Source organism: Bradyrhizobium sp. STM 3561, assembly GCF_045571455.1.
GTDB classification, from domain to species: domain Bacteria; phylum Pseudomonadota; class Alphaproteobacteria; order Rhizobiales; family Xanthobacteraceae; genus Bradyrhizobium; species Bradyrhizobium vignae.
This window is the reverse complement of record NZ_CP120695.1, coordinates 5,252,017-5,273,812: the sequence shown is the minus strand read 5'-3', so window position 1 is coordinate 5,273,812 and position 21,796 is coordinate 5,252,017. Positions and strand designations below refer to the sequence as shown.

General features: G+C 61.5%; 17 protein-coding genes. 15 read left to right on the top strand and 2 right to left on the bottom strand.

Translation table 11 applies throughout. The features are described from left to right. The first annotated feature begins 8 nt into the window (after positions 1–8). The 9 genes from P6U28_RS24980 to P6U28_RS24940 all read left to right on the top strand — a co-directional run bounded on the left by P6U28_RS24980 (position 9) and on the right by P6U28_RS24940 (position 8,420). Positions 9–638: an ABC transporter ATP-binding protein gene (locus tag P6U28_RS24980; RefSeq protein WP_244607899.1), complete on the top strand. Its 630-nt coding sequence runs from the start codon at positions 9–11 to the stop codon at positions 636–638. Further along, a complete protein-coding gene (locus P6U28_RS24975; protein ID WP_122401566.1) occupies positions 635–1,858 on the top strand; it encodes an ABC transporter permease in 1,224 nt (407 codons plus the stop codon). The genes P6U28_RS24980 and P6U28_RS24975 overlap by 4 nt, the downstream gene beginning before the upstream one ends. Before the next feature lie 333 nt (positions 1,859–2,191). After that, positions 2,192–2,707 carry a dienelactone hydrolase family protein gene (locus P6U28_RS24970; RefSeq protein WP_407120141.1) on the top strand — a complete coding sequence of 172 codons (516 nt, stop codon included), beginning with the start codon at positions 2,192–2,194 and terminating at the stop codon, positions 2,705–2,707. Between the two features lie 482 nt (positions 2,708–3,189). Continuing rightward, positions 3,190–4,287: a reverse transcriptase domain-containing protein gene (locus P6U28_RS24965; protein WP_407120140.1), complete on the top strand. Its 1,098-nt coding sequence runs from the start codon at positions 3,190–3,192 to the stop codon at positions 4,285–4,287. A 141-nt stretch (positions 4,288–4,428) separates the two neighbouring features. Next, positions 4,429–5,688 carry an IS21 family transposase gene (gene istA, locus P6U28_RS24960; protein WP_407123114.1) on the top strand — a complete coding sequence of 420 codons (1,260 nt, stop codon included), beginning with the start codon at positions 4,429–4,431 and terminating at the stop codon, positions 5,686–5,688. Further along, a complete protein-coding gene (gene istB, locus P6U28_RS24955) occupies positions 5,685–6,548 on the top strand; it encodes an IS21-like element helper ATPase IstB (RefSeq protein WP_407120139.1) in 864 nt (287 codons plus the stop codon). Before istA ends, istB begins: the two co-directional genes overlap by 4 nt. A gap of 70 nt (positions 6,549–6,618) precedes the next feature. Continuing rightward, positions 6,619–6,858: a group II intron maturase-specific domain-containing protein gene (locus P6U28_RS24950; RefSeq protein WP_407120138.1), complete on the top strand. Its 240-nt coding sequence runs from the start codon at positions 6,619–6,621 to the stop codon at positions 6,856–6,858. 282 nt (positions 6,859–7,140) lie between these two features. Next, the gene (locus P6U28_RS24945) at positions 7,141–7,770 is read left to right on the top strand and encodes a tyrosine-type recombinase/integrase (protein WP_407120137.1); all 630 of its coding nucleotides are present in this window, start codon (positions 7,141–7,143) and stop codon (positions 7,768–7,770) included. A gap of 407 nt (positions 7,771–8,177) precedes the next feature. Then, complete coding sequence (locus P6U28_RS24940) at positions 8,178–8,420, top strand: hypothetical protein (protein WP_122401569.1); 243 nt, start codon at positions 8,178–8,180, stop codon at positions 8,418–8,420. Positions 8,421–8,562: 142 nt separating this feature from the next. On the opposite strand, the gene P6U28_RS24935 is transcribed toward P6U28_RS24940, so the two are convergent. Both P6U28_RS24935 and ltrA read right to left on the bottom strand, forming a co-directional pair. Next, entirely contained in the window at positions 8,563–8,949 is a 387-nt protein-coding gene (locus tag P6U28_RS24935; protein ID WP_122401568.1) for a cupin domain-containing protein, read from the bottom strand. A gap of 294 nt (positions 8,950–9,243) precedes the next feature. Next, complete coding sequence (gene ltrA, locus P6U28_RS24930; RefSeq protein ID WP_164937182.1) at positions 9,244–10,575, bottom strand: group II intron reverse transcriptase/maturase; 1,332 nt, start codon at positions 10,573–10,575, stop codon at positions 9,244–9,246. Between the two features lie 615 nt (positions 10,576–11,190). Between ltrA and P6U28_RS24925 the strand changes: the two genes are divergently transcribed. The 6 genes from P6U28_RS24925 (at position 11,191) to P6U28_RS24900 (ending at position 21,641) form a co-directional block, all read left to right on the top strand. After that, a complete protein-coding gene (locus tag P6U28_RS24925) occupies positions 11,191–12,114 on the top strand; it encodes an outer membrane protein (protein ID WP_122401571.1) in 924 nt (307 codons plus the stop codon). Positions 12,115–12,321: 207 nt separating this feature from the next. Further along, positions 12,322–13,146, top strand: coding sequence for a transcriptional regulator (locus tag P6U28_RS24920; protein ID WP_122401572.1), 825 nt, complete (start codon positions 12,322–12,324; stop codon positions 13,144–13,146). Positions 13,147–13,279: 133 nt separating this feature from the next. Then, positions 13,280–13,726 carry a YybH family protein gene (locus P6U28_RS24915; RefSeq protein ID WP_407120136.1) on the top strand — a complete coding sequence of 149 codons (447 nt, stop codon included), beginning with the start codon at positions 13,280–13,282 and terminating at the stop codon, positions 13,724–13,726. Between the two features lie 267 nt (positions 13,727–13,993). Beyond that, positions 13,994–15,433 carry an IS1182 family transposase gene (locus P6U28_RS24910; RefSeq protein ID WP_407120135.1) on the top strand — a complete coding sequence of 480 codons (1,440 nt, stop codon included), beginning with the start codon at positions 13,994–13,996 and terminating at the stop codon, positions 15,431–15,433. 381 nt (positions 15,434–15,814) lie between these two features. Next, positions 15,815–17,389 carry a helix-turn-helix domain-containing protein gene (locus tag P6U28_RS24905; RefSeq protein ID WP_122401574.1) on the top strand — a complete coding sequence of 525 codons (1,575 nt, stop codon included), beginning with the start codon at positions 15,815–15,817 and terminating at the stop codon, positions 17,387–17,389. Between the two features lie 259 nt (positions 17,390–17,648). Continuing rightward, positions 17,649–21,641, top strand: coding sequence for an autotransporter domain-containing protein (locus P6U28_RS24900; RefSeq protein ID WP_407120134.1), 3,993 nt, complete (start codon positions 17,649–17,651; stop codon positions 21,639–21,641). The last annotated feature ends 155 nt before the right edge of the window (positions 21,642–21,796 follow it).

The window sequence follows — 21,796 nt, the reverse complement described above, 5'->3', positions numbered from 1 at the left end:
GGCGCACCGTGACCGCTCTCGATGATGTCTCGCTGGTGGTCGAACCAGGGGACTACGTTGCCGTTACCGGTGCTTCGGGCTCCGGCAAGACGACTCTCATGAAAATCCTGGGCTGCCTGGAACGCCCCAGTAATGGAAAATATCGCCTCAGCGGCATCGATGTCGCGGGCCTGACTGCGGACCAAATGGCAGACGTCCGCAATCGCACCATCGGCTTTCTGTTCCAGTCCTTTCTGCTGCTGCCACAGAGCACGGCCGTTGAGAACGTCGAGATGCCGCTTGCCTATGCGGGGGTACCGCGGTCGGAACGACAATTGCGGGCGCGCGCTGCGCTGGCGAGCGTCGGACTGGCTGATCGCGAGGATCACCGTCCCGGGCGCTTATCCGGCGGGGAGCAGCAACGGGTGGCCCTCGCGCGGGCCGTCGTCAACCGCCCCAAACTCCTGCTCGCTGACGAGCCGACCGGAGCGCTCGACGGTGTCTCGGCGAGCGAGGTGATGCGCCTCTTCGCCGAACTGAACCACTCGGGTGTCACGATTGTGCTGGTGACTCATGACATGTCCATCGCGGCCCACGCCCAACGCGTGTTGCGCTTCAAGCTGGGGCGGTTGGAGGCGGAGGAGATGATTGCTCGATGAGGCTCGCGACAACACTGGTGCCAGCGGTACATGCGCTCAGGGTGCATCGACTTCGCACCGGACTGGCGCTGCTTGGCATCTGTTTCGGTGTTGCGGCGATAGTACTCATAGTCGTCCTAGGCTCGACCACCCGGGCGAAGCTCGACGCGGAGATCAGGGAACTCGGGGCTGACGTGCTTCTCGTGCTGCCTGGCCCAGCGCGAAGCAAGGGCGCCTGGAGCACCAAGGGCAAGCCGGCGGTGACCGAAGCGGACGGCGAGGCGATCGCACAGGAAATTTCGGGGCTCGCCGCAGTGGCTCCCGCCCTGCGCGGGTCGACGCAGGTGGTCGCCGGAAACCGCAATCAGTCCACCACGGTGCGCGGAGTTACGCCCGGAATGTTCGAGGCACGGCCGTGGCCGCTGACAACAGGGCGACCACTCGTCGAGGAGGATGTCCGGCGATCCGCCAAGGTGGCGCTGCTCGCGCATGGAATCGCGAGAACTCTGTTCGGCGATGAGGATCCGACCGGCCAAGTTGTCCGCATCAAGCAGATTCCGTTCGTTGTCGCTGGCGTTCTGGAGGAGAAGGGGCATAGTCTGGACGGCGATGATCTCGACAACCAGATCTTCATTCCCATAACGACCGCCCGTAAGCGTGTCTTGGGCTTCTTCCGGGGCCACCCGACAGCCGTTGGAGGGATCACGTTGCGAGTGGCCAACACGGCCGAAATGGAGCGTTTGAGCGGAGGTGTGCGCGCTCTATTGCGCGAACGTCACCGGATCAACGATCTTGACGACTTCGTTGTGCGTGATCTGGCGTCAGCGCAGCGCGCGCAATCACGATCGGCCTGGCTTACCACATTGATGCTCGCGGGAGCCGCTGCCGTATCACTTGTCGTTGGCGGCGTTGGAATCATGAACGTGATGCTGGTCTCGGTGAGTGAGCGCCGACAGGAGATCGGGTTGCGCATGGCAATTGGCGCGCGCCGTCGCGAGATCGGCTGCCAGTTCATGATCGAAGCCGGCTTGCTCGCACTTCTGGGGTCGGGAGTCGGCGTGGTGCTGGGAGTGTGCGGAGCGCTCCTTTTTGGAGCGGGGCCAGCAATCGAGCGTCCGGAAACGGGGCTGGTCATTCTATGCGCGGTAGGTGCGGCAACGCTCATCACCATCGTGTCCAGCCTCTATCCATCGCGAAAAGCAGCCCGCTTGGACCCTGCCGAGGCACTGACCCAAGGCTGACGCACGCTATATCCAATCGCGGTTAGATGACGGCGCCGATGCGACTCCTGGACCTTGACTGTTCCGGTGTGGCGGACTCAGACATATAGCGATAGGACCCCTCCGGGAAAATACAGTACCGATTTACAGTATCGCCCGGAGGCCGAATGCGGGAAGAACCTTTCTTCTCAATGCCTTCGGCCAATTCATCCTTTTCCCACAAGGGGAGAAGCCGCCCGTCGACGTTAACAGAGTGAGGCGGGTCTTAGCGCTGCTCCACCCTTGCGCCAAAGGGCATCGAAAGTATTTCGGTCAGCCGGCGCCCAGGCTTCTGCGTCCATAGGATCCCACCAGTTGACTTGGGCGCGGCGCCGGGCTGACGATGCTTATGCGGCGCTGGACTGGCTCATCGGGCAGAAGATCGCCGATCCCAAGCGGGTCTACGTCCTCGGCCGCAGCAACGGTGCGACCACGACCTTCATCATCATGAACCGGGCAATCGGCGACCTGCACGAGCACATGTTCGCGGGCGGCTGCGCGATGCAGCCGTCCTGTTATTTGATGAAGAACGTCGAGTTCTACGCCCCGGTTCGCCTCTACCTTGCTGAAAAGGACGAGGCCACCAGCCCCGTCCTCTGCCGCCAGATGGCAGAGAGCAAACGTTCGATCCCAGTGGAGACGGTACTGTGGAAGGGCGCGCACCACAGCTTCGAAGACCACGAGCCACTCCACATCTTCCATGGGTACCATATCGATAAAATGCCGCGGCTGCGGAAGGCACCATCAAGGCGATCATTGGTGCATGGATTGTGGTTCCTCCCTCTCAGGGGCACCGCATGCACCAATGTCCGGAACGGGTGTGCGCCGTGAAAAGGCGGCGCTTTCCAGTGGGTGCAAGTCCCACCCGGCAAACGCTCCAGCCGGAAGCAATCGGAGCAGTCATGGAGGTAACGAAGTGGCTGAAGCCTTCGATTAGCGTGTCACGAATTGGTGACAGCGCGAGTGTGCAGGCCGTAACGCGAGTGAACGCCGAGCAAGCCTCGAAAAGGACGATGCGCAGGCCGACCCGACGACCCTTTCGGGGAAGGCTGATACGGCTGGGGGATTGAGCGAAGTAGTACGCCCAGCCGCTGCGCCGGGGTAGTGGCGACAGCATGTACACAAGGAAAGCGTACGCAACACGGGAGGCCCTACGACGTGGTCAGGGATGATCAACCGGACGCCCGCGAGGGACAGGCCGGGCGCCGTGGGGATGCGGAGAGGTTCGTAATACCGCTGAAGCCGGGTAACGCCGGGGGAGGGAAGGGACCTCAGTTCAAGACGAACGCAAGACGTAGTGAGGGACCTGGGGATTGGGCAACCTATCAACTCCGAAGAGTGTTCAGAAACTGCAGACGGCGTTGCACGCGAAAGCGAAGGCAGAAGCCGGCTACCGCTTTTATGCCCTCTACGACAAGATCAGCCGGGAAGACATCTTGGCCCATGCCTATGCCCAATGCCGCTCCAACAAGGGCGCACCGGGGGTGGATGGTCAGGACTTCGCGGACATTGAAGCGTATGGGGTGCAGCGGTGGCTTGGCGAACTGGCGCTTGCGCTCAGGCAGGAGACGTATCGACCGGACCCTATCAGAAGAGTGTACATCCCGAAGGCCAATGGCAAACTCAGGCCATTGGGCATCTCAACCTTGCGCGATCGGGTCTGCATGACGGCAGCGATGCTGGTGCTGGAACCGATCTTCGAAGCCGACCTTCCACCCGAACAGTACGCGTACCGTCCTAGGCGAAATGCTCAACAGGCGGTGGTCGAGGTGGAAGGGCTGCTGTTCCGTGGTCACCCGGAAGTCGTCGACGCCGACCTCGCGGACTACTTCGGGAGCATTCCGCATGCCGAACTTCTCAAGTCGGTGGCGCGCCGGATCGTGGATCGGCGCGTGCTGCATCTGATCAAGATGTGGCTGGAATGCCCTGTGGAAGAAACCGACGATCAAGGAAGGAAGACACGCACGACCGAAGCCCGGGACAACCGGCGCGGCATCCCGCAAGGTTCACCCATCTCGCCACTGCTGGCTAACCTGTACATGCGCCGGTTTGTGCTGGGATGGAAGATGCTCGGTCTCGAGCGAAGCCTCGGCACTCGCATCGTGACCTATGCCGACGATCTCGTGATCCTATGCCGGCGGGGCAAAGCCGAAGAGGCCTTGTCGCGACTGCACGAGATCATGGGCAAGCTGAAGCTGACGGTCAACGAGGACAAGACACGAATCTGCAAGGTGCCGGAAGAGGAGTTCGACTTCCTGGGATACTCGTTCGGACGGATGTACTCAGCGAGAACCGGCCAGGCGCGCCTGGGGTACCGGCCATCGAAGAAAAGCATCAAGCGTATGGTTGAGCAAATCCATGCACTGACGGACCGAACGGGGACGTGGCAAGACACCACAGAGTTGGTGTGAGTGGCGGAGTAATTCTCCCCACTTATGGCATTTGAAAATTCCCCAGTTTTCGTGGCGGCCGACCGGCCAGGGCATGCCCTGGACGGTCGGCCGTCGCGTCGAATCGCCGACGTTCCTCCTGCAGGCGGAAGGGAGGGCGCGGTGCTCAAACTTGGGGAACTTGTCATGATCCTGGATTTGCATCGCCAAGGTCTGTCGGTCAGCGCTATCGCCCGGCAACTTGGTGTCGACCGAAAGACTGTCAGGGCCTACATCGCCAAAGGATTGGAGCCGCCGGTCTACAAAAAGCGAGCGGCGCGGCCCGGAATTGTCGACCACTTCGAAGCTTATTTGCGTGAGCGGCTGGCTGCCTATCCTGCGCTCACCGCCGTGCGGCTGTGGCGTGAGCTCAAGGAACGCGGCTTCGTCGGCGGCTACAGCATCGTACGCGATCGCGTGCGCGAGCTGCGGCCCGCCCAGCCGGCAGCCTTCCAAGTGCGTTTTGAAACTCCAGCAGGTGAGCAGGCGCAAGTCGACTTCGCCAGGTTCGAGGTCCAGTTTGTCGATGAGCCAGGAGTCAAGCGCATCGTCTGGCTGTTCTCGATGGTGCTCGGCTACTCACGACTGATCTGGGCGCGGTTCGTTGTCCATCAGGACCTGCAAACAGTGCTTCGCTGCCATATCGCCGCTCTGGAAGCGATCGGCGGCGCTCCGCGCGAGATCCTCTACGACCGCATGAAGACCGCTGTCCTTGGCCAGGACGCCGAGGGGCTCGTGGTCTACAACCGCGCGCTGGTCGACCTCGCTCGCCATTATGGCTTCCAGCCGCGCGCTTGCCGGCCTTATCGGCCCAAGACAAAAGGCAAGGTCGAGCGGCCGTTCCGCTACATCCGCGAGGACTTCTTCCTCGGCGGGGTCTTCCGCAATCTGGACGACCTCAACGGCCAGCTCCGCCATTGGCTGGATACCGTCGCCAATCCGCGGGTGCATGCCACGACCCATCGGGTCGTCAATGAGGCCTTCGCCGAGGAAAAGGCGGCACTGCAAGCCTTGCCGAGCGCGCCCTACCGGGCGGTGTTGCATCTGGAGCGACGGGCCTCGCACGAAGGCATGGTGAGCGTCGGCGGCAATCTGTATAGCGTGCCTGATACGACGCGGCGGCGGGTCTTCGACGTCCACGTCCTCGCCGACGAAATCCGCATCTTCGAGGGCAGCGTGCTGGTGGCAAGTCATGCCCCGCTCGAAGGTCGGGGCCAGAAGCGGCTCGATCCGGCACATCGCAAGCTCGCCAGCTTCGGCCGACGCCGTCCAGGCAGTGCAGAACCCGTCACCCTCACGCGCGCCGGTGACCACGCCGTTCGTCGCTCGCTTGACTTCTACGCGGCCGTCGGCCGCCGCCTGGCAGCCCAGGAGATCGTATGATGAGTGCTTCCTCCGTCATCGAGCGCGTCAAGACCAACCTGGTCAGTCTGAAGATGCCGCGCGCCCTGGAAATCCTCGATGTCACCCTGCGCGGCCTCGAACGCGGCGAAATTAGCGCCCTCGACGCCATCGATGCCTTGCTCACCGAAGAACTCACGATGCGCGAGAACCGTCGCATCAAAATGGCGGTTCAAATGGCCAAGTTGTCGGCCATCAAGACGCTCGCCGGCTTCGACTTCGCCTTCCAACCGTCGCTCGACAAAAACCGCGTCCTGGCGCTCGCCGGATTGCAGTTCATTAATCGGGCCGAGGCCGTCCATCTCATTGGGCCACCAGGAACCGGCAAGACCCATTTGAGCCTCGCTCTCGGCGTGGAGGCCGTTAAGGCAGGGCGCAGCGTCTACTTCAGCTCCCTCGCCGATATCGTCGCCTCGCTCGCCAAGGCCGAACGTGACGGCGCTCTGCGCGAGCGGATCCGCTACTACTGCCGGTTCGCGCTGCTCATCGTCGATGAAATCGGCTACCTCCCGGTCACTCCCGGTGGCGGCAACTTGTTCTTCCAGCTCGTCAACGCGCGATATGAAAAAGGCGCTATGATCCTAACCTCGAACCGCGGCTTCGCCGAGTGGGGAGAGATCTTCGGCGATTCCGTCGTCGCTACCGCGCTGCTCGATCGCCTGCTTCACCACGCCGTCGTCATCCAAATCGAGGGCTCGAGCTATCGCCTACGCGAACATGCTGATCTCGTCCCCGAGACGATCCGACACAAAACGCAGGCAACCGCGAACCCCATTCCCCCGACCCTGAAACGGCGGGGCCGGCCACCAAAAGACGGAGGTGCTGATCACGTCGACGGCTGATCGCCATCCGGCCAACTGGGGAATTTTGCGGCGCCACTTCTGAGGAGATTCCGTGCGCCGTTGACAGTTGGTGGCGAAGTTGAACCGCACGCTGCGCGGATGGGCGAACTACTTCAATGTAGGCACCGTCACCAAGGCGTATCGGGCGATCGACAACTACACCGCTGTGCGGTTGCGCCGGTGGTTGCGCATCAAACACAACGTCAGGCGACGCAAGGGCGGGACCTATCCACTCTCGCACCTTTACGGGCACTTCGGGCTCGTACGTCTCACCGCACTTGGGCGCGACGTGCCGTGGGCGAAGGCGTGAGGCCTTGTCCGAGAGCCGGATGCGGAAGATCTGCCTGTCCGGTTCGACGAGCGGGATGTGGAAACGGAGTCACGGCTACACCACTAAGGCACCGCCAGACGAAAGGGGCGGCAACAGATATGTGCAGCCTAAAGCCACCGCGCCACATCTCGACTCCACCAAAGTCGGTCCTGCCATCGCTCGAATTGGACGCAAGTACGTCTCCAATCGTCCAGAAGCGGACGCCGGATTGGAAGGGCTCCGGGCGGAAAATGACCAGCCTCACTAGATGAGGAGGTCAACATGACCGTTACCCCAAGCCCCGCCGCCGCCTCGAAGCAAGTTCCTTGGAACAAGGGCAAGATCGTCGGTGCAAAGCCGCCGCTCCGTCCCAAGCATGTCTGGTCAATCCGGACCAAGCTCCAGGTCGAAGGCCGAACGCGCGATCTGGCAATGTTCAACGTCGCCATCGATAGCAAGCTCCGCGGCTGCGACGTCGTTGCCTTGAAAGTTGATGACGTTGCGCCAGGAGGATATTCGGCCGACCGCGCGACCATCCGACAGAAGAAGACCGGCCGGCCGGTCAAATTTGAACTGACAGAATCGACCCGGCAGGCAATCGACGACTACCTGCGGCTTACCGGCAAGAAGTCAGGAGAATATCTGTTCACTGGCCGACGCTTAAATGGACCTATGACGACCCGCCAGTATGCTCGCCTCTTATCCCGCTGGCTCGCCGACATCGGACTGGACCCGCACCTGTTCGGAACGCATTCCCTTCGCCGGACCAAGGCGACCTTGATCTATCGCCGAACCGGCAACCTACGAGCCGTGCAGCTCCTTCTGGGGCATACTAAGATCGAGAGCACCGTTCGATATCTCGGCATCGAGGTCGACGACGCACTCGCGATAGCAGAACAAGTCGACGTCTGACTTCAGGGGCAGAGCAGACTCGCTCTGCGCTGCCCTCCCAGACGGCTCCGGGCCAACAGCGGAAGTCGCGCTCATTCGATCAGCCCGTTGCGCAGATAAGGTCCTTGGCTCCGATTTCATTTCGGCAGTCCGGGGCAATGTGCCAGCATTCCGCTTGATGGAAACGCTGTTCGGGGACGAGAAAAAGGAGCTTCCGATTTCGGCGCAGCGGAGTTGATACTGCATGGGATCACCACGTGGTGCTCTGACCCGCCGCCACTGTGGGGCCAAGTCGCTCGGGCGGTGGTCGCATGGTGGTCGGCGCAGGAGACGGAAAGTTCCACTCCGGCGGCCTGCCTGTGACTGCGCCGGCATAGGCAAATCGCGGAGCGGCGCTCCGACGTCGGCTTTCGGGGAGCACGTGCGTAATGGATGAAATCCTGCGTTGGGTGGCGACAGTCGGCACGATCGGCGCCGGGCTGATCCTAGCTGCCCGGGCGCGGCCAGTCGTTACCGGCTGGGCCTTCGTCGTGCTGAGCGCTGCATCGATGATCTGGATCGTCGTCGGATATATCACAGCGGAATATGCGCTGATGGTGCAAAACGTCGTGGTGACACTTATCAACGTGTTCGGCATCTACCGATGGCTGATCTGGAAAGGAAATGTATGAAGGCGCTCTGCCGTCTTCGCGCGCACAGGTCAAGCTAAGCTCGGCGGCCTCAGTCCGGTCTACCTCGCACAGCCGACGGCGACGGCTCAACCGTTGTTCGGCTGAGGGCCAGCACCGGAAGTGGCTGATCACTAACTGCCAGCTACTTCGAGGGGGACCTGTCGTAAAGCGGTTTGCCCTTGTCGACGATATGTACGGTCAGAATTTTTATGGTCGCGTCACCGACCACTTTGAACGCACCGTGCGGCATATCTCGCACGTTGATGCCGGTCGTTGCCGTTGGGAAGGGGACCTGTTGCCCGTCCGGGCGCTCAATCGTCCCGCCCTCGAGAACATAAAAAGATTCCTCTCCGTGGTGGATGTGGAGTGTTGAAGATTCGCCGGGCTTGATTTCTGAAATGCTGGTGATGACTTCCAAGTTGGTGCCGGTCAGGTCTGCTCGCTTCAATTCCTTTCGAAACGGCGAGTCCTGAGCGTTAGCCGGCAGAGATAGCAACACCGCAAGAAGCAATCCAAAGGTCGTTTTCATCTCAACTCCCCAATCTGAATGAGATTCGAAAGTCCAGCCGAAGAATTAAATCGCGCGACACGCTTGCGTCGCACGCTTTATCTTTTCCGCGTCGCACCAAGTCAACCATGGTCTATCGCGCCTCAGGCCGTTTTGGTGGAGTCGAGATGTGGCGCGGTGGCTTTAGGCTGCACATATCTGTTGCCGCCCCTTTCGTCTGGCGGTGCCTTAGTGGTGTAGCCGTGACTCCGTTTCCACATCCCGCTCGTCGAACCGGACAGGCAGATCTTCCGCATCCGGCTCTCGGACAAGGCCTCACGCCTTCGCCCACGGCACGTCGCGCCCAAGTGCGGTGAGACGTACGAGCCCGAAGTGCCCGTAAAGGTGCGAGAGTGGATAGGTCCCGCCCTTGCGTCGCCTGACCTTGTGTTTGATGCGCAACCACCGGCGCAACCGCACAGCGGTGTAGTTGTCGATCGCCCGATACGCCTTGGTGACGGTGCCTACATTGAAGTAGTTCGCCCATCCGCGCAGCGTGCGGTTCAACTTCGCCACCAACTCTGTGGTGTCTTGCCACGTCCCCGTTCGGTCCGTCAGCGCATGGATTTGCTCAACCATACGCTTGATGCTTTTCTTCGATGGCCGGTACCCCAGGCGCGCCTGGCCGGTTCTCGCTGAGTACATCCGTCCGAACGAGTATCCCAGGAAGTCGAACTCCTCTTCCGGCACCTTGCAGATTCGTGTCTTGTCCTCGTTGACCGTCAGCTTCAGCTTGCCCATGATCTCGTGCAGTCGCGACAAGGCCTCTTCGGCTTTGCCCCGCCGGCATAGGATCACGAGATCGTCGGCATAGGTCACGATGCGAGTGCCGAGGCTTCGCTCGAGACCGAGCATCTTCCATCCCAGCACAAACCGGCGCATGTACAGGTTAGCCAGCAGTGGCGAGATGGGTGAACCTTGCGGGATGCCGCGCCGGTTGTCCCGGGCTTCGGTCGTGCGTGTCTTCCTTCCTTGATCGTCGGTTTCTTCCACAGGGCATTCCAGCCACATCTTGATCAGATGCAGCACGCGCCGATCCACGATCCGGCGCGCCACCGACTTGAGAAGTTCGGCATGCGGAATGCTCCCGAAGTAGTCCGCGAGGTCGGCGTCGACGACTTCCGGGTGACCACGGAACAGCAGCCCTTCCACCTCGACCACCGCCTGTTGAGCATTTCGCCTAGGACGGTACGCGTACTGTTCGGGTGGAAGGTCGGCTTCGAAGATCGGTTCCAGCACCAGCATCGCTGCCGTCATGCAGACCCGATCGCGCAAGGTTGAGATGCCCAATGGCCTGAGTTTGCCATTGGCCTTCGGGATGTACACTCTTCTGATAGGGTCCGGTCGATACGTCTCCTGCCTGAGCGCAAGCGCCAGTTCGCCAAGCCACCGCTGCACCCCATACGCTTCAATGTCCGCGAAGTCCTGACCATCCACCCCCGGTGCGCCCTTGTTGGAGCGGCATTGGGCATAGGCATGGGCCAAGATGTCTTCCCGGCTGATCTTGTCGTAGAGGGCATAAAAGCGGTAGCCGGCTTCTGCCTTCGCTTTCGCGTGCAACGCCGTCTGCAGTTTCTGAACACTCTTCGGAGTTGATAGGTTGCCCAATCCCCAGGTCCCTCACTACGTCTTGCGTTCGTCTTGAACTGAGGTCCCTTCCCTCCCCCGGCGTTACCCGGCTTCAGCGGTATTACGAACCTCTCCGCATCCCCACGGCGCCCGGCCTGTCCCTCGCGGGCGTCCGGTTGATCATCCCTGACCACGTCGTAGGGCCTCCCGTGTTGCGTACGCTTTCCTTGTGTACATGCTGTCGCCACTACCCCGGCGCAGCGGCTGGGCGTACTACTTCGCTCAATCCCCCAGCCGTATCAGCCTTCCCCGAAAGGGTCGTCGGGTCGGCCTGCGCATCGTGCTTTTCGAGGCTTGCTCGGCGTTCACTCGCGTTACGGCCTGCACACTCGCGCTGTCACCAATTCGTGACACGCTAATCGAAGGCTTCAGCCACTTCGTTACCTCCATGACTGCTCCGATTGCTTCCGGCTGGAGCGTTTGCCGGGTGGGACTTGCACCCACTGGAAAGCGCCGCCTTTTCACGGCGCACACCCTGAGCGGACGTTGCTACGGGGCAACACCGGCCGGAAATCTGGGAGTGCGCCGGCTCTTGGAGAGATTCCGAATTGCAATCGCCGCGAATGGCAATGAGAATCTCTTGGGGGTGGTCAGATGAGTAACCGACTTATTTCCATTATTATTTGCGGGAGCGTTTTAATCGTAGCAAAAAGCGCCCCTGTCTTTGCCGCTGATATGGCCGTCAAAGCTCTTCCGTCAGCGCCGCCGCCTGCTAAGTGGGATTGGTCCGGGTTCTATATCGGTGTGGGCGGCAGCTATAACTGGACCCGTTTCGACCAATCGCTGCAGGGCATATCCGGCCTCATCAGTGTATTTGATGCGGGGGTGCTAACCGCCCAAGGGCAAGAGGGTGGCCCCTTTTTCGACTACAATCGAAACAAATCCGGTTTCGCCCCCGATGTTCAGTTCGGCTATATGCATCCGTTTGCCGGGGGCGACTGGCTGGCTGGGCTCAAGTTCAATTATAAATACGCAAACGTCGACTCGAAGCAGAACGTGAGCATTCCGCAAAATGGGACCGGCACCGTGGTAAGCGGACCGAACGCCGGAACCTCTGGACCTATCACTGGGTTCTTGGCGATCAGCCCAGCCGAAATCAATCTCAAGCATCAGTTTTCGCTTATCGGCACCATCGGCCGGGCATTCGGCAATTTTACGCTATACGCCGGTGGTGGTCCGGCCCTGTTCGGCGTGGAATCCAATTTTATCAATGGGATTCCCTTTGCCACCCAGTCGTTGAGAGGAACGTTCCCCACCAGCCTGCCGATCACCGTATTTAATCAGAATTGGGTGTGGGGTGGCGCGGCGCAAATTGGTACTACCTATTCCTTTGCCGGCGGCTGGTTCTTAGATTTTGCCTACACCTATGCGCGTTCCACGAGCTTCACCATCTCCGACACGGTCACTGTGTTCAACCAGAATGGGACGTTGTCGACCTCTGGGTCTGCTGTCTTGAACGCCCAAGAGCGGGTCACCAATCAATCCGTGACGCTAACGCTCAATTATCAATTCCACTGATCTGATAACGGCGACTTCAGCTTCTGGCCCTAAGCGGCGGTTGAGAGATGTCTGCTATTCTGCCGCTGTCGGGAGACAAGCGGACATCTGAGGTCCGACCGAAAATGGCGCGATTGACCCAAACCCGACCAACTGCAGGAGCGGTTAGCTTTGATCGGCGTCAGCTGCTTTTACAAGACGAGGAACCACAAGCGATCAGCGCCGGGGATGGTAGCCGGCCCTGAAACTGAGGCATTTTGTACCCGTTCCAAGAAACTCGCGCGCAGCAGGAGAGCCTCGATACTGGCGCGCCTTCTAGTCCAGAAACTGGACTACCTTGGTGGCTCTAGTGATGCTAAAGTTCTCGCCATGAAAGGCTATGGATCATTTTGCCCCGTAGCCAAAGCTGCGGAGATTCTCACGGAGCGGTGGACACCGCTCGTGATCCGCGAGCTGTTGCTAGGATCCCGCCACTTCAACCAGCTTCGCCGCGGCATCCCTCAGATGTCGCCGACCCTCCTCTCTAAGCGCCTTCAAACGCTAGAAGAAGCTGGGCTAATCTCGCGCCAGTCAGACGGCAATGGGCATTGGGAGTACCACCCGACCCAAGCGGCCAGAGAAGCCCGGCCAATCATCGATGCATTGGGCTATTGGGGTCACAGGTGGGCGCGCAGCCAGCTCACGCCCAACGAACTCCACGCGGGCCGCCTCATGTGGAATATGCGCCGATCGTTCGATCTAAAGCGCATTCCATGCGACTTCGTGCTGTATATCGAGATTGCAGACGCTCGGCCGAAGCGCTGGTGGTTTGTTGTGAAGGAGGAGGATGCCGATCTCTGCTGGGATGATCCCGGCTTCGAGGTCGATATCAGCGTCTACGCGAGTCTTCGGACGCTTGTGCAGATTTTCATAGGCGAGATGCCACTGCTACGGGCGCGTGAGCTCGGCAAAATCGAGATCGACGGACCTCAGCATCTTGTGAACAGCATGCGCACTTGGTTCCCACACAGCAAATACGCCAACGAGACGCCTGCGCTCACAGATCAACTCTGAGCCGGCTGACGACAGTCTCTCCAGTCCACTTTTTATACTAGTTGCCCGCTTCCCTCAGCGGTAGCGTTTGCAAGTGCGCTCATGCGCCATGTACCTCGGCAAAAAGCTAAAGCATCAGCCAAAGGAGGCAAAGATGAGCCGACATTCCCTTCGTTCATACGCCATGCTGTTGATCTTTACTTGTGCTTGCGTTGGCCATGCAGGAGCAGACCCACTTGCCGACGATATTTCCTCGTTGGCTGCCAAGTGGGATGCTGCCATCAACAACGCAGACTTTGATGCCCTGCTTCCATTGTATACCGCGGACGGCAGATTGATGCCGCCTGGTGCGCGGCCCGTCGCCGGCCCTTTGGCAATCCGTGATTTTTTTGCGGGGCGGGGTAGAAGCGTCAGAGATCACAGGGTGGAGCTGGTCGATGTGTTGCCCATCGGGAACTACGCCTATACCACCTCCCATTTCACGGCCACGTTAGTGGTGAATGAGAAGGCGACGCCAATTTCCGGCAGCACCGTGAGACTCCTTGAACACCAACCCGACGGACAGTGGAGGATAAAGTCTCATATCTTCGTTAGAGAATAAACTCGCGGCTGCGCCAGAAAAGCAACCAAGAGCTGAGTTTCCGGGGACGCAGTTCGATAATCCCGGTCAGCCAACGCAGACTGCCGAAGGCCAGTTCAGATGTTGGCTTCTGGCCCATCGCTTCACTGGCTGCGATGCCGTGGCACGTCTGGAGTTTGGGGTAGACCGGAAGTGGTTGGCAGACGATCAAACCGACGCGATTGACCCTGGCTGTGTGAAAACGAAGAGCGGCTGTTATGATTCCCTGTGATTCTTTTGGGGGAATCGATGAGGCGCTTCGTTGAAGAGGCGGATCGTGGGCAGCGGACGCTGTTGCCCGAATGCCTCGATGACTTCATTGACGAGAGTAACCCAGTTCGCGTGATCGACGTATTTGTCGATGCGCTCAGTTTGGCTGAGATGGGCTTTGCGGGTGCGGAGCCGGCGGCGACCGGTCGGCCGTCGTACCATCCCTCGGTTCTCCTTAAGCTTTACATTTACGGCTATCTGAACCGAGTGCAGTCGAGCCGGCGGCTGGAACGGGAGGCCGGGCGCAATGTCGAGGTGATGTGGCTGCTGGGTCGGCTCGCTCCCGATCACAAGACGATTGCGGACTTTCGCAAGGACAATGGCCTGGCGCTGCGCAAGGTATGTGCGCAGTTTGTCGAGCTCTGCCGCGGGATGGGCCTTCTCACGACGTCCAGCGTCGCCATTGACGGGAGCAAGTTCAAGGCCGTGAACAACCGGGACAGGAACTTCACGCGCGCGAAGGTGGAGCGGCGGCGGGCCCAGTTGGAGGAGAGCGTCGCGCGCTATCTGAGCCAACTTGATACGGCCGACCGACAGGAGCCGAGCGAGGCGCTTGCGGGGAAGGTGACGAGGCTTACCGAGAAGCTGACGAAGCTGAAGGAGGAGATGGGCAAGCTTGCCGCCTACGAGAAGCAGATGCTCGCTTCACCGGATCAGCAAATCTCACTGACCGACCCGGACAGCCGTTCGATGGCAACCAGTGGCCGTGGATCCGGCGTTGTCGGCTACAATGTCCAGGTCGCCGTCGACACCGACCATCACCTGATCATCGCGCATGAGGTGACGAACAGCGGTTCAGATCGGGCACAACTTGCCAATATGGCTATGCAGGCGAAGGCTGTTCTGAAGACTGAGACGCTCGAGGCCGTCGCCGATCGCGGCTACTTCAGCAGCCCGGAGATCCTGGCCTGCCACGAGGCTGGCATCACGGTAACTCTGCCCAAGCCGATGACTTCGGGTGCCAAGTCAGACGGACGCTTCGGTAAGCAGGACTTCGTCTATTTGCCTGAGGAAGACGCCTATCGTTGTCCGGCCGGGGAGCGATTGCCGTATCGCTATACAAACGAAGAAGCCGCCAAGATGCTGCGGCGCTACTGGACCAACGCCTGTAAGAGCTGTTCGATCAAGGCCCAGTGCACGCCCGGGTCAGAGCGACGGATCACGCGATGGGAGCACGAGGATCTGCTCGACGCCGTGCAGCAGCGGCTCGATGCGAACCCGCTCGCTATGCGCCTTCGTCGCGAGACTGTCGAGCATCCGTTCGGCACGATGAAGGCACGCATGGGAGCGACGCACTTCCTGACCAAGACCCTTCCAAAGGTAGCCGGTGAGATGGCCCTATCGGTTTTGGCCTACAATCTGACCCGAGTAATAAATATCCTTGGGATCAGGCCGCTGATCGACGCGATCCTGACCTGACGTCGGCTCAGTTTTGGCCTCTAGACCGACCGCCTTGTAAGGTCGTTTTTACACGACTAAGACCCGTTGCAGACATTTGTCGTGGAAAGCTCGTACGGATCTCGGGAAGGCCCCCTATCTCGACTTTTTCGACAGAATCGGCCCATCTGAGACATTCGGCCGGGCCGGGCGAAATGCGCTGGTTAACGCGACCAATATCGAATAAGGCGCGGACCGAAACTGTTTGCCTTGCCACCGAACGGCGAATATCGGGCTTTGCTGCATCCCGGCAGAGCCTGGGCGCATATCTTGTCGTGTTGCGACTGCAAGCTTGCGACGTAGTCTCTCAAGAGGCTAATTGTGCTGACTGGACTTGGCTTGATCTGCCTCAGGGGGTGAGGAGTGAACAAAGCACTGGGTCTTCGCTTCGGAGACCTGATTCTTGACGAAACGTGCCTCTTCGCGAGCCGCAACGGGCAGATGATTCAGTTCACCAGAAACGAGCGCGCGCTGCTGCTCGCCCTCACGCGCAATCCGCAGCGCCTGATGCGCCGCGGCCGTCTGCTCGATGAGGTCGCTTCGGAATCCGACATATCCGACCGCAACATCGACTTCCTGGTGAACAGGCTGCGGGCAAAACTGGGCGACAGCGCCAGATCGCCAAAGTACATCGCCACGCAATATGGCGAGGGCTATATTTGGATCGCTGCACCATCTCCAGCGCTGCCGATCGACGCGTTCCTGGTTATTGCGCCGTCCTTCGGGCCGCAGGGGCATCCGTTCAGCAAGCAAGCGTCCTCCCTGGTCGGTCAAATTCGCGACATTGTCGCTGCCGGCCTTGACCAAAAGATCGCGGTTGCCGACGATTGGCGCCCTGCCGCCACCGACACACTTCGCTATTTTCTTCAGATGAGCTTTCTCGGCGGTGACGGGCAGCTTGATTGCGCCGCCACCTTGCGAGAAATGCCGTCAAAGCGGATCTTGAAGGCATTGCGGCTTGATCTGGACATAGCGGATCCCGAATCGTTCACGGCAGAGGCAACTCGAATTGCGAATGAGGTCGTCGGCGACCTGTCGCAGGCTCTGATTGACGCCTCCAGGGGTCTCGGCACACCTGTGGACGAGCCGCTTGAAGCGCGCCTGCACAAGGCTGCAAGCCTGCTGTCGGTCTCAAATCCATCGTGGCTGGCAAGTGGCGAGCAACTGAGCAGGGACCGCGCGCAGGATCCTCTCAATACAGACATCGCTCTGCAATGGTGTCTGCATCTGTTCGCGCGCGTCATCCTGACCAGTCCGTTCGGCGGGATGAGCCTGGAAGAACGCTACCGCATCGAGAGCGAGATCGACGCCACAGTGCTGGAGTGCCTGCCCGCCATCGAGGCGAACCCGCTGCTGATGGTGGCGGCCGCCAAGCTGTTGTACTTCATCAACCGGGGGCATCTCGATCTCGCGGAGGACATTGCCGAGCGAGCCTTCGCCCGCACTGCGGACTTTGCCGCAGCCTTGCCCATCCTGGGGCAATTGCGCTACGCGCGCGGCCGTTTCGACGAAGCGGTCAAATTCTTCGATCGCGGCATCGAGATGGCCGAGCTGGGGCCCGCACTTCATTTGCACATGAGGGTGCTGAAGTGCATCGCCCTGCTTGCTGCCGGCGATCGCGCCGCGCTGGAAGCCGCGGCCGTCGATATCGGCAACATGGGTCCGCTCTGCCCGCCTGAAATCGCCCTGATGATCGGCTGGATGGTCGCAGCGCCCGATCAGACGCCGCCGGCGGCGGATGCCCTCGCCGCGCTTGGTCCTGTGGGCGCCGCAAGCGCGGTCGAATATCTCTACTTCACCTCGGCGCGTCACCTCGTCTCGGAGCAGGCCCGCGCTAATGTCATGCGTGGCCTGATCACGCATGCGAGGAGGCTGCACGGCGAAGAGGCGGTGCCCGCCTTCGTTCTCAGGAGTATCGGTTCGATCGCCCCGGGCTGAACTGTTGCCCGCATGCCGCATCAGCGGTTGAGCTGTTTCAACCAGCCCTGATTAAGAGCAATTTTGGAATCCTCAAATATTGTCCAAACAATTGCCTGCTAGCGACGGCTGACCGGCGCGATCGTGCCGGTCAAACGTGCAAGGGGCGGGTATGGTCGTTCGTTCAGTCCAGTTGCAATGCTGGGCTTCAATTCTTGGTAGATCATCTCCCGCGATACACGGTCTGCTCTCGCGCTGGAGTCTGCTTCAAACGGTCTCCGTGCTTTCGCTTGCCGTGATGCTGAGCTTTTCCACCGCGCCCGCATGGGCGGGTGGACGAGGTGGGGCAGCCGGACCGGGTCCGGGCGGCGGCGCCGGCGGCAACGGGAGTAGCGGCATCGTTCCTGCAACAGACGGCACTGCGGGGACGACGCCGGGATCAGGCGGTTCGGCCGCTAGTGACCCAGCTGCAATTGCAACCGATCAAACCATTACGGCTGTGATCTTCGGCGGCAACGGCGGATCCGGCAGCGACACCAGCGGTGGTGGCGGCGGCGGCGGAGCGGCCGTTGTTGTCCTTGATGGCGTCTCGATCACGACCTCTGCCGCGTCGGCGATCGTCGGCGGCGGCGGCGGCGGTGGTGCTTTCAGTGGTGCTGGTGGTGGCGGCGGTGGCGGCGGCGACGCTGTCGCCTTCCTCGGCTCCGGCGCGCTGGTTCATTCAGGCTTGATCATCGGCGGCCGCGGCGGTAGCGGCGGCGAGAACGACAGCATCACCGGGGGCGGCCACGGCGGTGGCGGCGGCTCGGGCGTTTCCGGCGCAGTGTCCATCACCAATTCCGGCACGATTCGGGGCGGCGTTGGCGGCGGTGGCACCGACGGCGGCGGCGGCGACGGCGGCTCCGGCGTTTCCGGCGCTTTGTCCCTCACCAACTCCGGTACAGTTGAGGGCGGCGGCGGTGGTAGCGGCGGCGGTTTCGGGGCTGGTGGCCGCGGCGGCTCGGGCGTTTCCGGCACCTCGACCGTCACCAACTCCGGCACAATTCGGGGTGGCACCGGCGGCGGTGGCGACTTCGGGTCCGGCAACCAGGGCGGCTCAGGCGTTTCCGGCGCCACGACGCTCACCAACTTCGGCACAATTCAGGGCGGCACCGGCGGCACCGGCACCAATTCCGGTGGCAGTAGCGGCGAAGGCGGCGTAGGCGTTTTCGGCACCTCGTTCATCACTAACGCCGGCACGATCCAAGGCGGTGACGGCGGCGACAACAACGGCGGAGTCAACGGCCGCGGCGGCGCCGGCATCGTCGGCAGCAATCTCACGATCATCAACAGCGGATCCATTAGCGGCGGCATGCCCGGCCAAGGACTAGTGTCGTTCGGCAGGGCCGACGCCATCACCTTCACCGGCGGCAGCGACACGCTGACGCTGCAAGGCACGTCCTGGTCGCTCACCGGAAACCTTGCCATCAACGGTGGCGGCAGCTTGACTTTCGATCAAGCAATCGCCCAGACGCTCGGCAACATCATTACCGGCAACGGCTCGGTCATCCAGAATGGTGCGGGCACACTGACGCTAACGGGCGCGAACACCTACATCGGCGGTACGACGATCAGCACCGGCACGCTGCAGATCGGCAATGGCGGCACGACCGGGTCGATCGTCGGCAATGTCACCGACAATGCGACCCTTGCATTCAACCGCTCCGATGCAGTGACGTTTGGCGGCGCGATCTCCGGTTCGGGCGGCGTCAACCAGATTGGCAGCGGCACGACGACGTTGACGGGCACCAATACCTACACTGGCACGACCATTGTCTCGGCCGGCACGCTGGTCCTGGCGTCGGCAGCATCGATCACATCGAACGTCACCAACGCCGCGACATTTCAAAACTCCGGCACGGTCACCGCGACAGTCAGCAACGCGAACACATTCGACAACGCTGCGACGGGTGTGGTGTCGGGTCGTGTGACCAACACGGTAGGCACGTCGACCAACGCCGGTGCGCTCAACGGCGGCGTGACCGTCAGCGGCGGTACGTTTACGCAAACCGGCGGATCCGTGGGTGGCGGCCTGAGCAATGCCGCGACCGTGAATGCGAATGGCGGCGCGATCAATGGCGCGATCGCCAACGCCGCCGGTACCTTCAGCGTCGGCGGCACAGTGACCAGCGATTCGACCTTCGACAACGCCGGCGGGGCGACGCTCGCCATCGGCGCAGCCGGCAACTACACGCTGCAGGGACTTCTGACCAACAGCGGCGTCATTACCGTGGCAAGCGGGGGGCAATTGGATGCGACGGTCGGCGGCATCACCAATGCGGCAGGCGGCAGCCTCAATGTCGCCGTTGGCGGCACTGTGAAGGACGACCTCAACAATGCCGGCACCGTGACCAACAATGGTGCTTATCTCGCCAACGTCGCGACCAACACCGGCATCATCACCAACAACAGCGTCTGGACCGGCAATGTCGCCTCCAGCGCCGGCACCATCACCAACAATCTCACCTGGAACGGTGCGATCACGACGTCAGGCACGTTCACCAATTCCGCCGGCGCCACGGTGACGGGATTGGTGACCAACAGTGGCACGGGTGCCAACCTCGGCACTTTGAGCGGCGGCCTCACCCTTACAGGCGGCACCTTCAACAATGCCGGCACGATTGCCGGCGCCGTCACCGTCTCGGGCGGCTCATTGTTCGGCACCGGCTCGATCGGCACGCTGAACATTGCCAATGGCGGCACCTTCGCGGCCGGCGACGGAACGGCAGGAACGTCCACGACCATTGCCGGCAGCCTCGCTTTCGCATCGGGCGCGATCTACCTCGTGCAGGTCAACCCGACGACGTCATCGTACTCGACCGTCACCGGCACGGCGATGCTCGGCGGCGCCACCGTGAGCGCCAGTTTCGCGGGCGGATCTTATGTCGAAAAGCAGTACATGATCCTGACCGCCGGCAGCATCAGCGGCACGTTCAACCCGACTGTGGCCAACATCGGCCTGCCGTCGGGTTTCAAGACCACGTTGAGCTATGACGGCACGCATGCCTATCTCGATCTCGCCATCGGCTTCGTGGCGCCGTCGGGCACGGGATTGTCCGGCAACCAGCAGAACGTCGGAAATGCGCTCGTCAACTTCTTCAACAGCAATGGCAGCATTCCGATCGTATTCGGCAGCCTCACACCGGCCGGGCTGACGCAGCTCTCGGGCGAACTCGGCGGCGCCCCGCAGCAGACCACGTTCAACGCCATGAGCCAGTTCATGGGTCTCTTGACCGATCCGCTCACGGGTCGCGGCAACGGCATCAATGGCGCGACGTCAGCGCCGGGATATGCGGAGGAGAGCAGCGCCAGCGCCTATGCCGCGAGGCGGACGCCGAAGGATGCGTTCGCGATGTTCAGCAAGGCGCCGCCGATTCCCTTCGTGCCGCGCTGGAGCGTGTGGGCGGCGGGCTATGGCGGCTCGCAGACCACCGATGGCAATGCGCTGGCCGGATCGAACCGCGCAACCAGCAATATTTTCGGCACCGCCGCCGGCGCCGACTATCAGTTGTCGCCGAACACGCTCGCCGGCTTTGCGCTTGCTGGCGGCGGCACCAATTTCAGTGTCAGCAATCTTGGCAGCGGACGCTCCGATCTGTTCCAGGCCGCCGCTTACATGCGGCACACCAATGGCGCAACCTATGTCACGGGTGCGCTGGCCTATGGCTGGCAGGACATCACCACCAATCGCACCGTGACCGTCGCCGGCCTCGATCAGCTGCGGGCGGAGTTCAAGGCGAATGCCTGGTCCGGCCGGCTCGAAGGCGGCTTTCGCTTCGTCGCGCCGTGGCTCAGTGGCGTCGGCATTACGCCCTATGCGGCGGGACAGTTCACGACGTTCGATCTGCCGGCCTATGCCGAAAGCGTGGTCACGGGCACGGCGAACTTCGCGCTCGCCTACGCTGCGAAGAGCGTCACTGCGCCGCGCAGCGAGCTCGGCCTGCGCACTGACAAGTCCTTCGCGATGACCGACGGCATTCTCACGCTGCGCGGCCGCCTCGCCTGGGCCCATGATTTCAGTCCGGACCGGAGCATCGGGGCGATCTTCCAGTCGCTGCCGGGGGCGAGCTTCGTTGTTAACGGCGCGGCGCAGGCGCGTGACTCCGCGCTCACCGCCGCGTCCGCGGAGATGAAATGGGCCAACGGCTGGTCGGCGGCCGCGACGTTCGAAGGCGAGTTCTCCAACGTGACGCGCAGCTACGCCGGCAAGGCCGCGGTTCGTTACGCCTGGTAACCGAGGCCCTGCGCGGTCAGCTCGCCGCAGCCCGAACTGTTGCCAGCATGCCGCATCACCGGCCCGATCGGTTCACGCGCGCCAGGATTCCCGGATGTCTGGCGCTCCTTAAATATTGCCCAAACAATTGCCTGCTAGCGACGTCGGGACCCAAT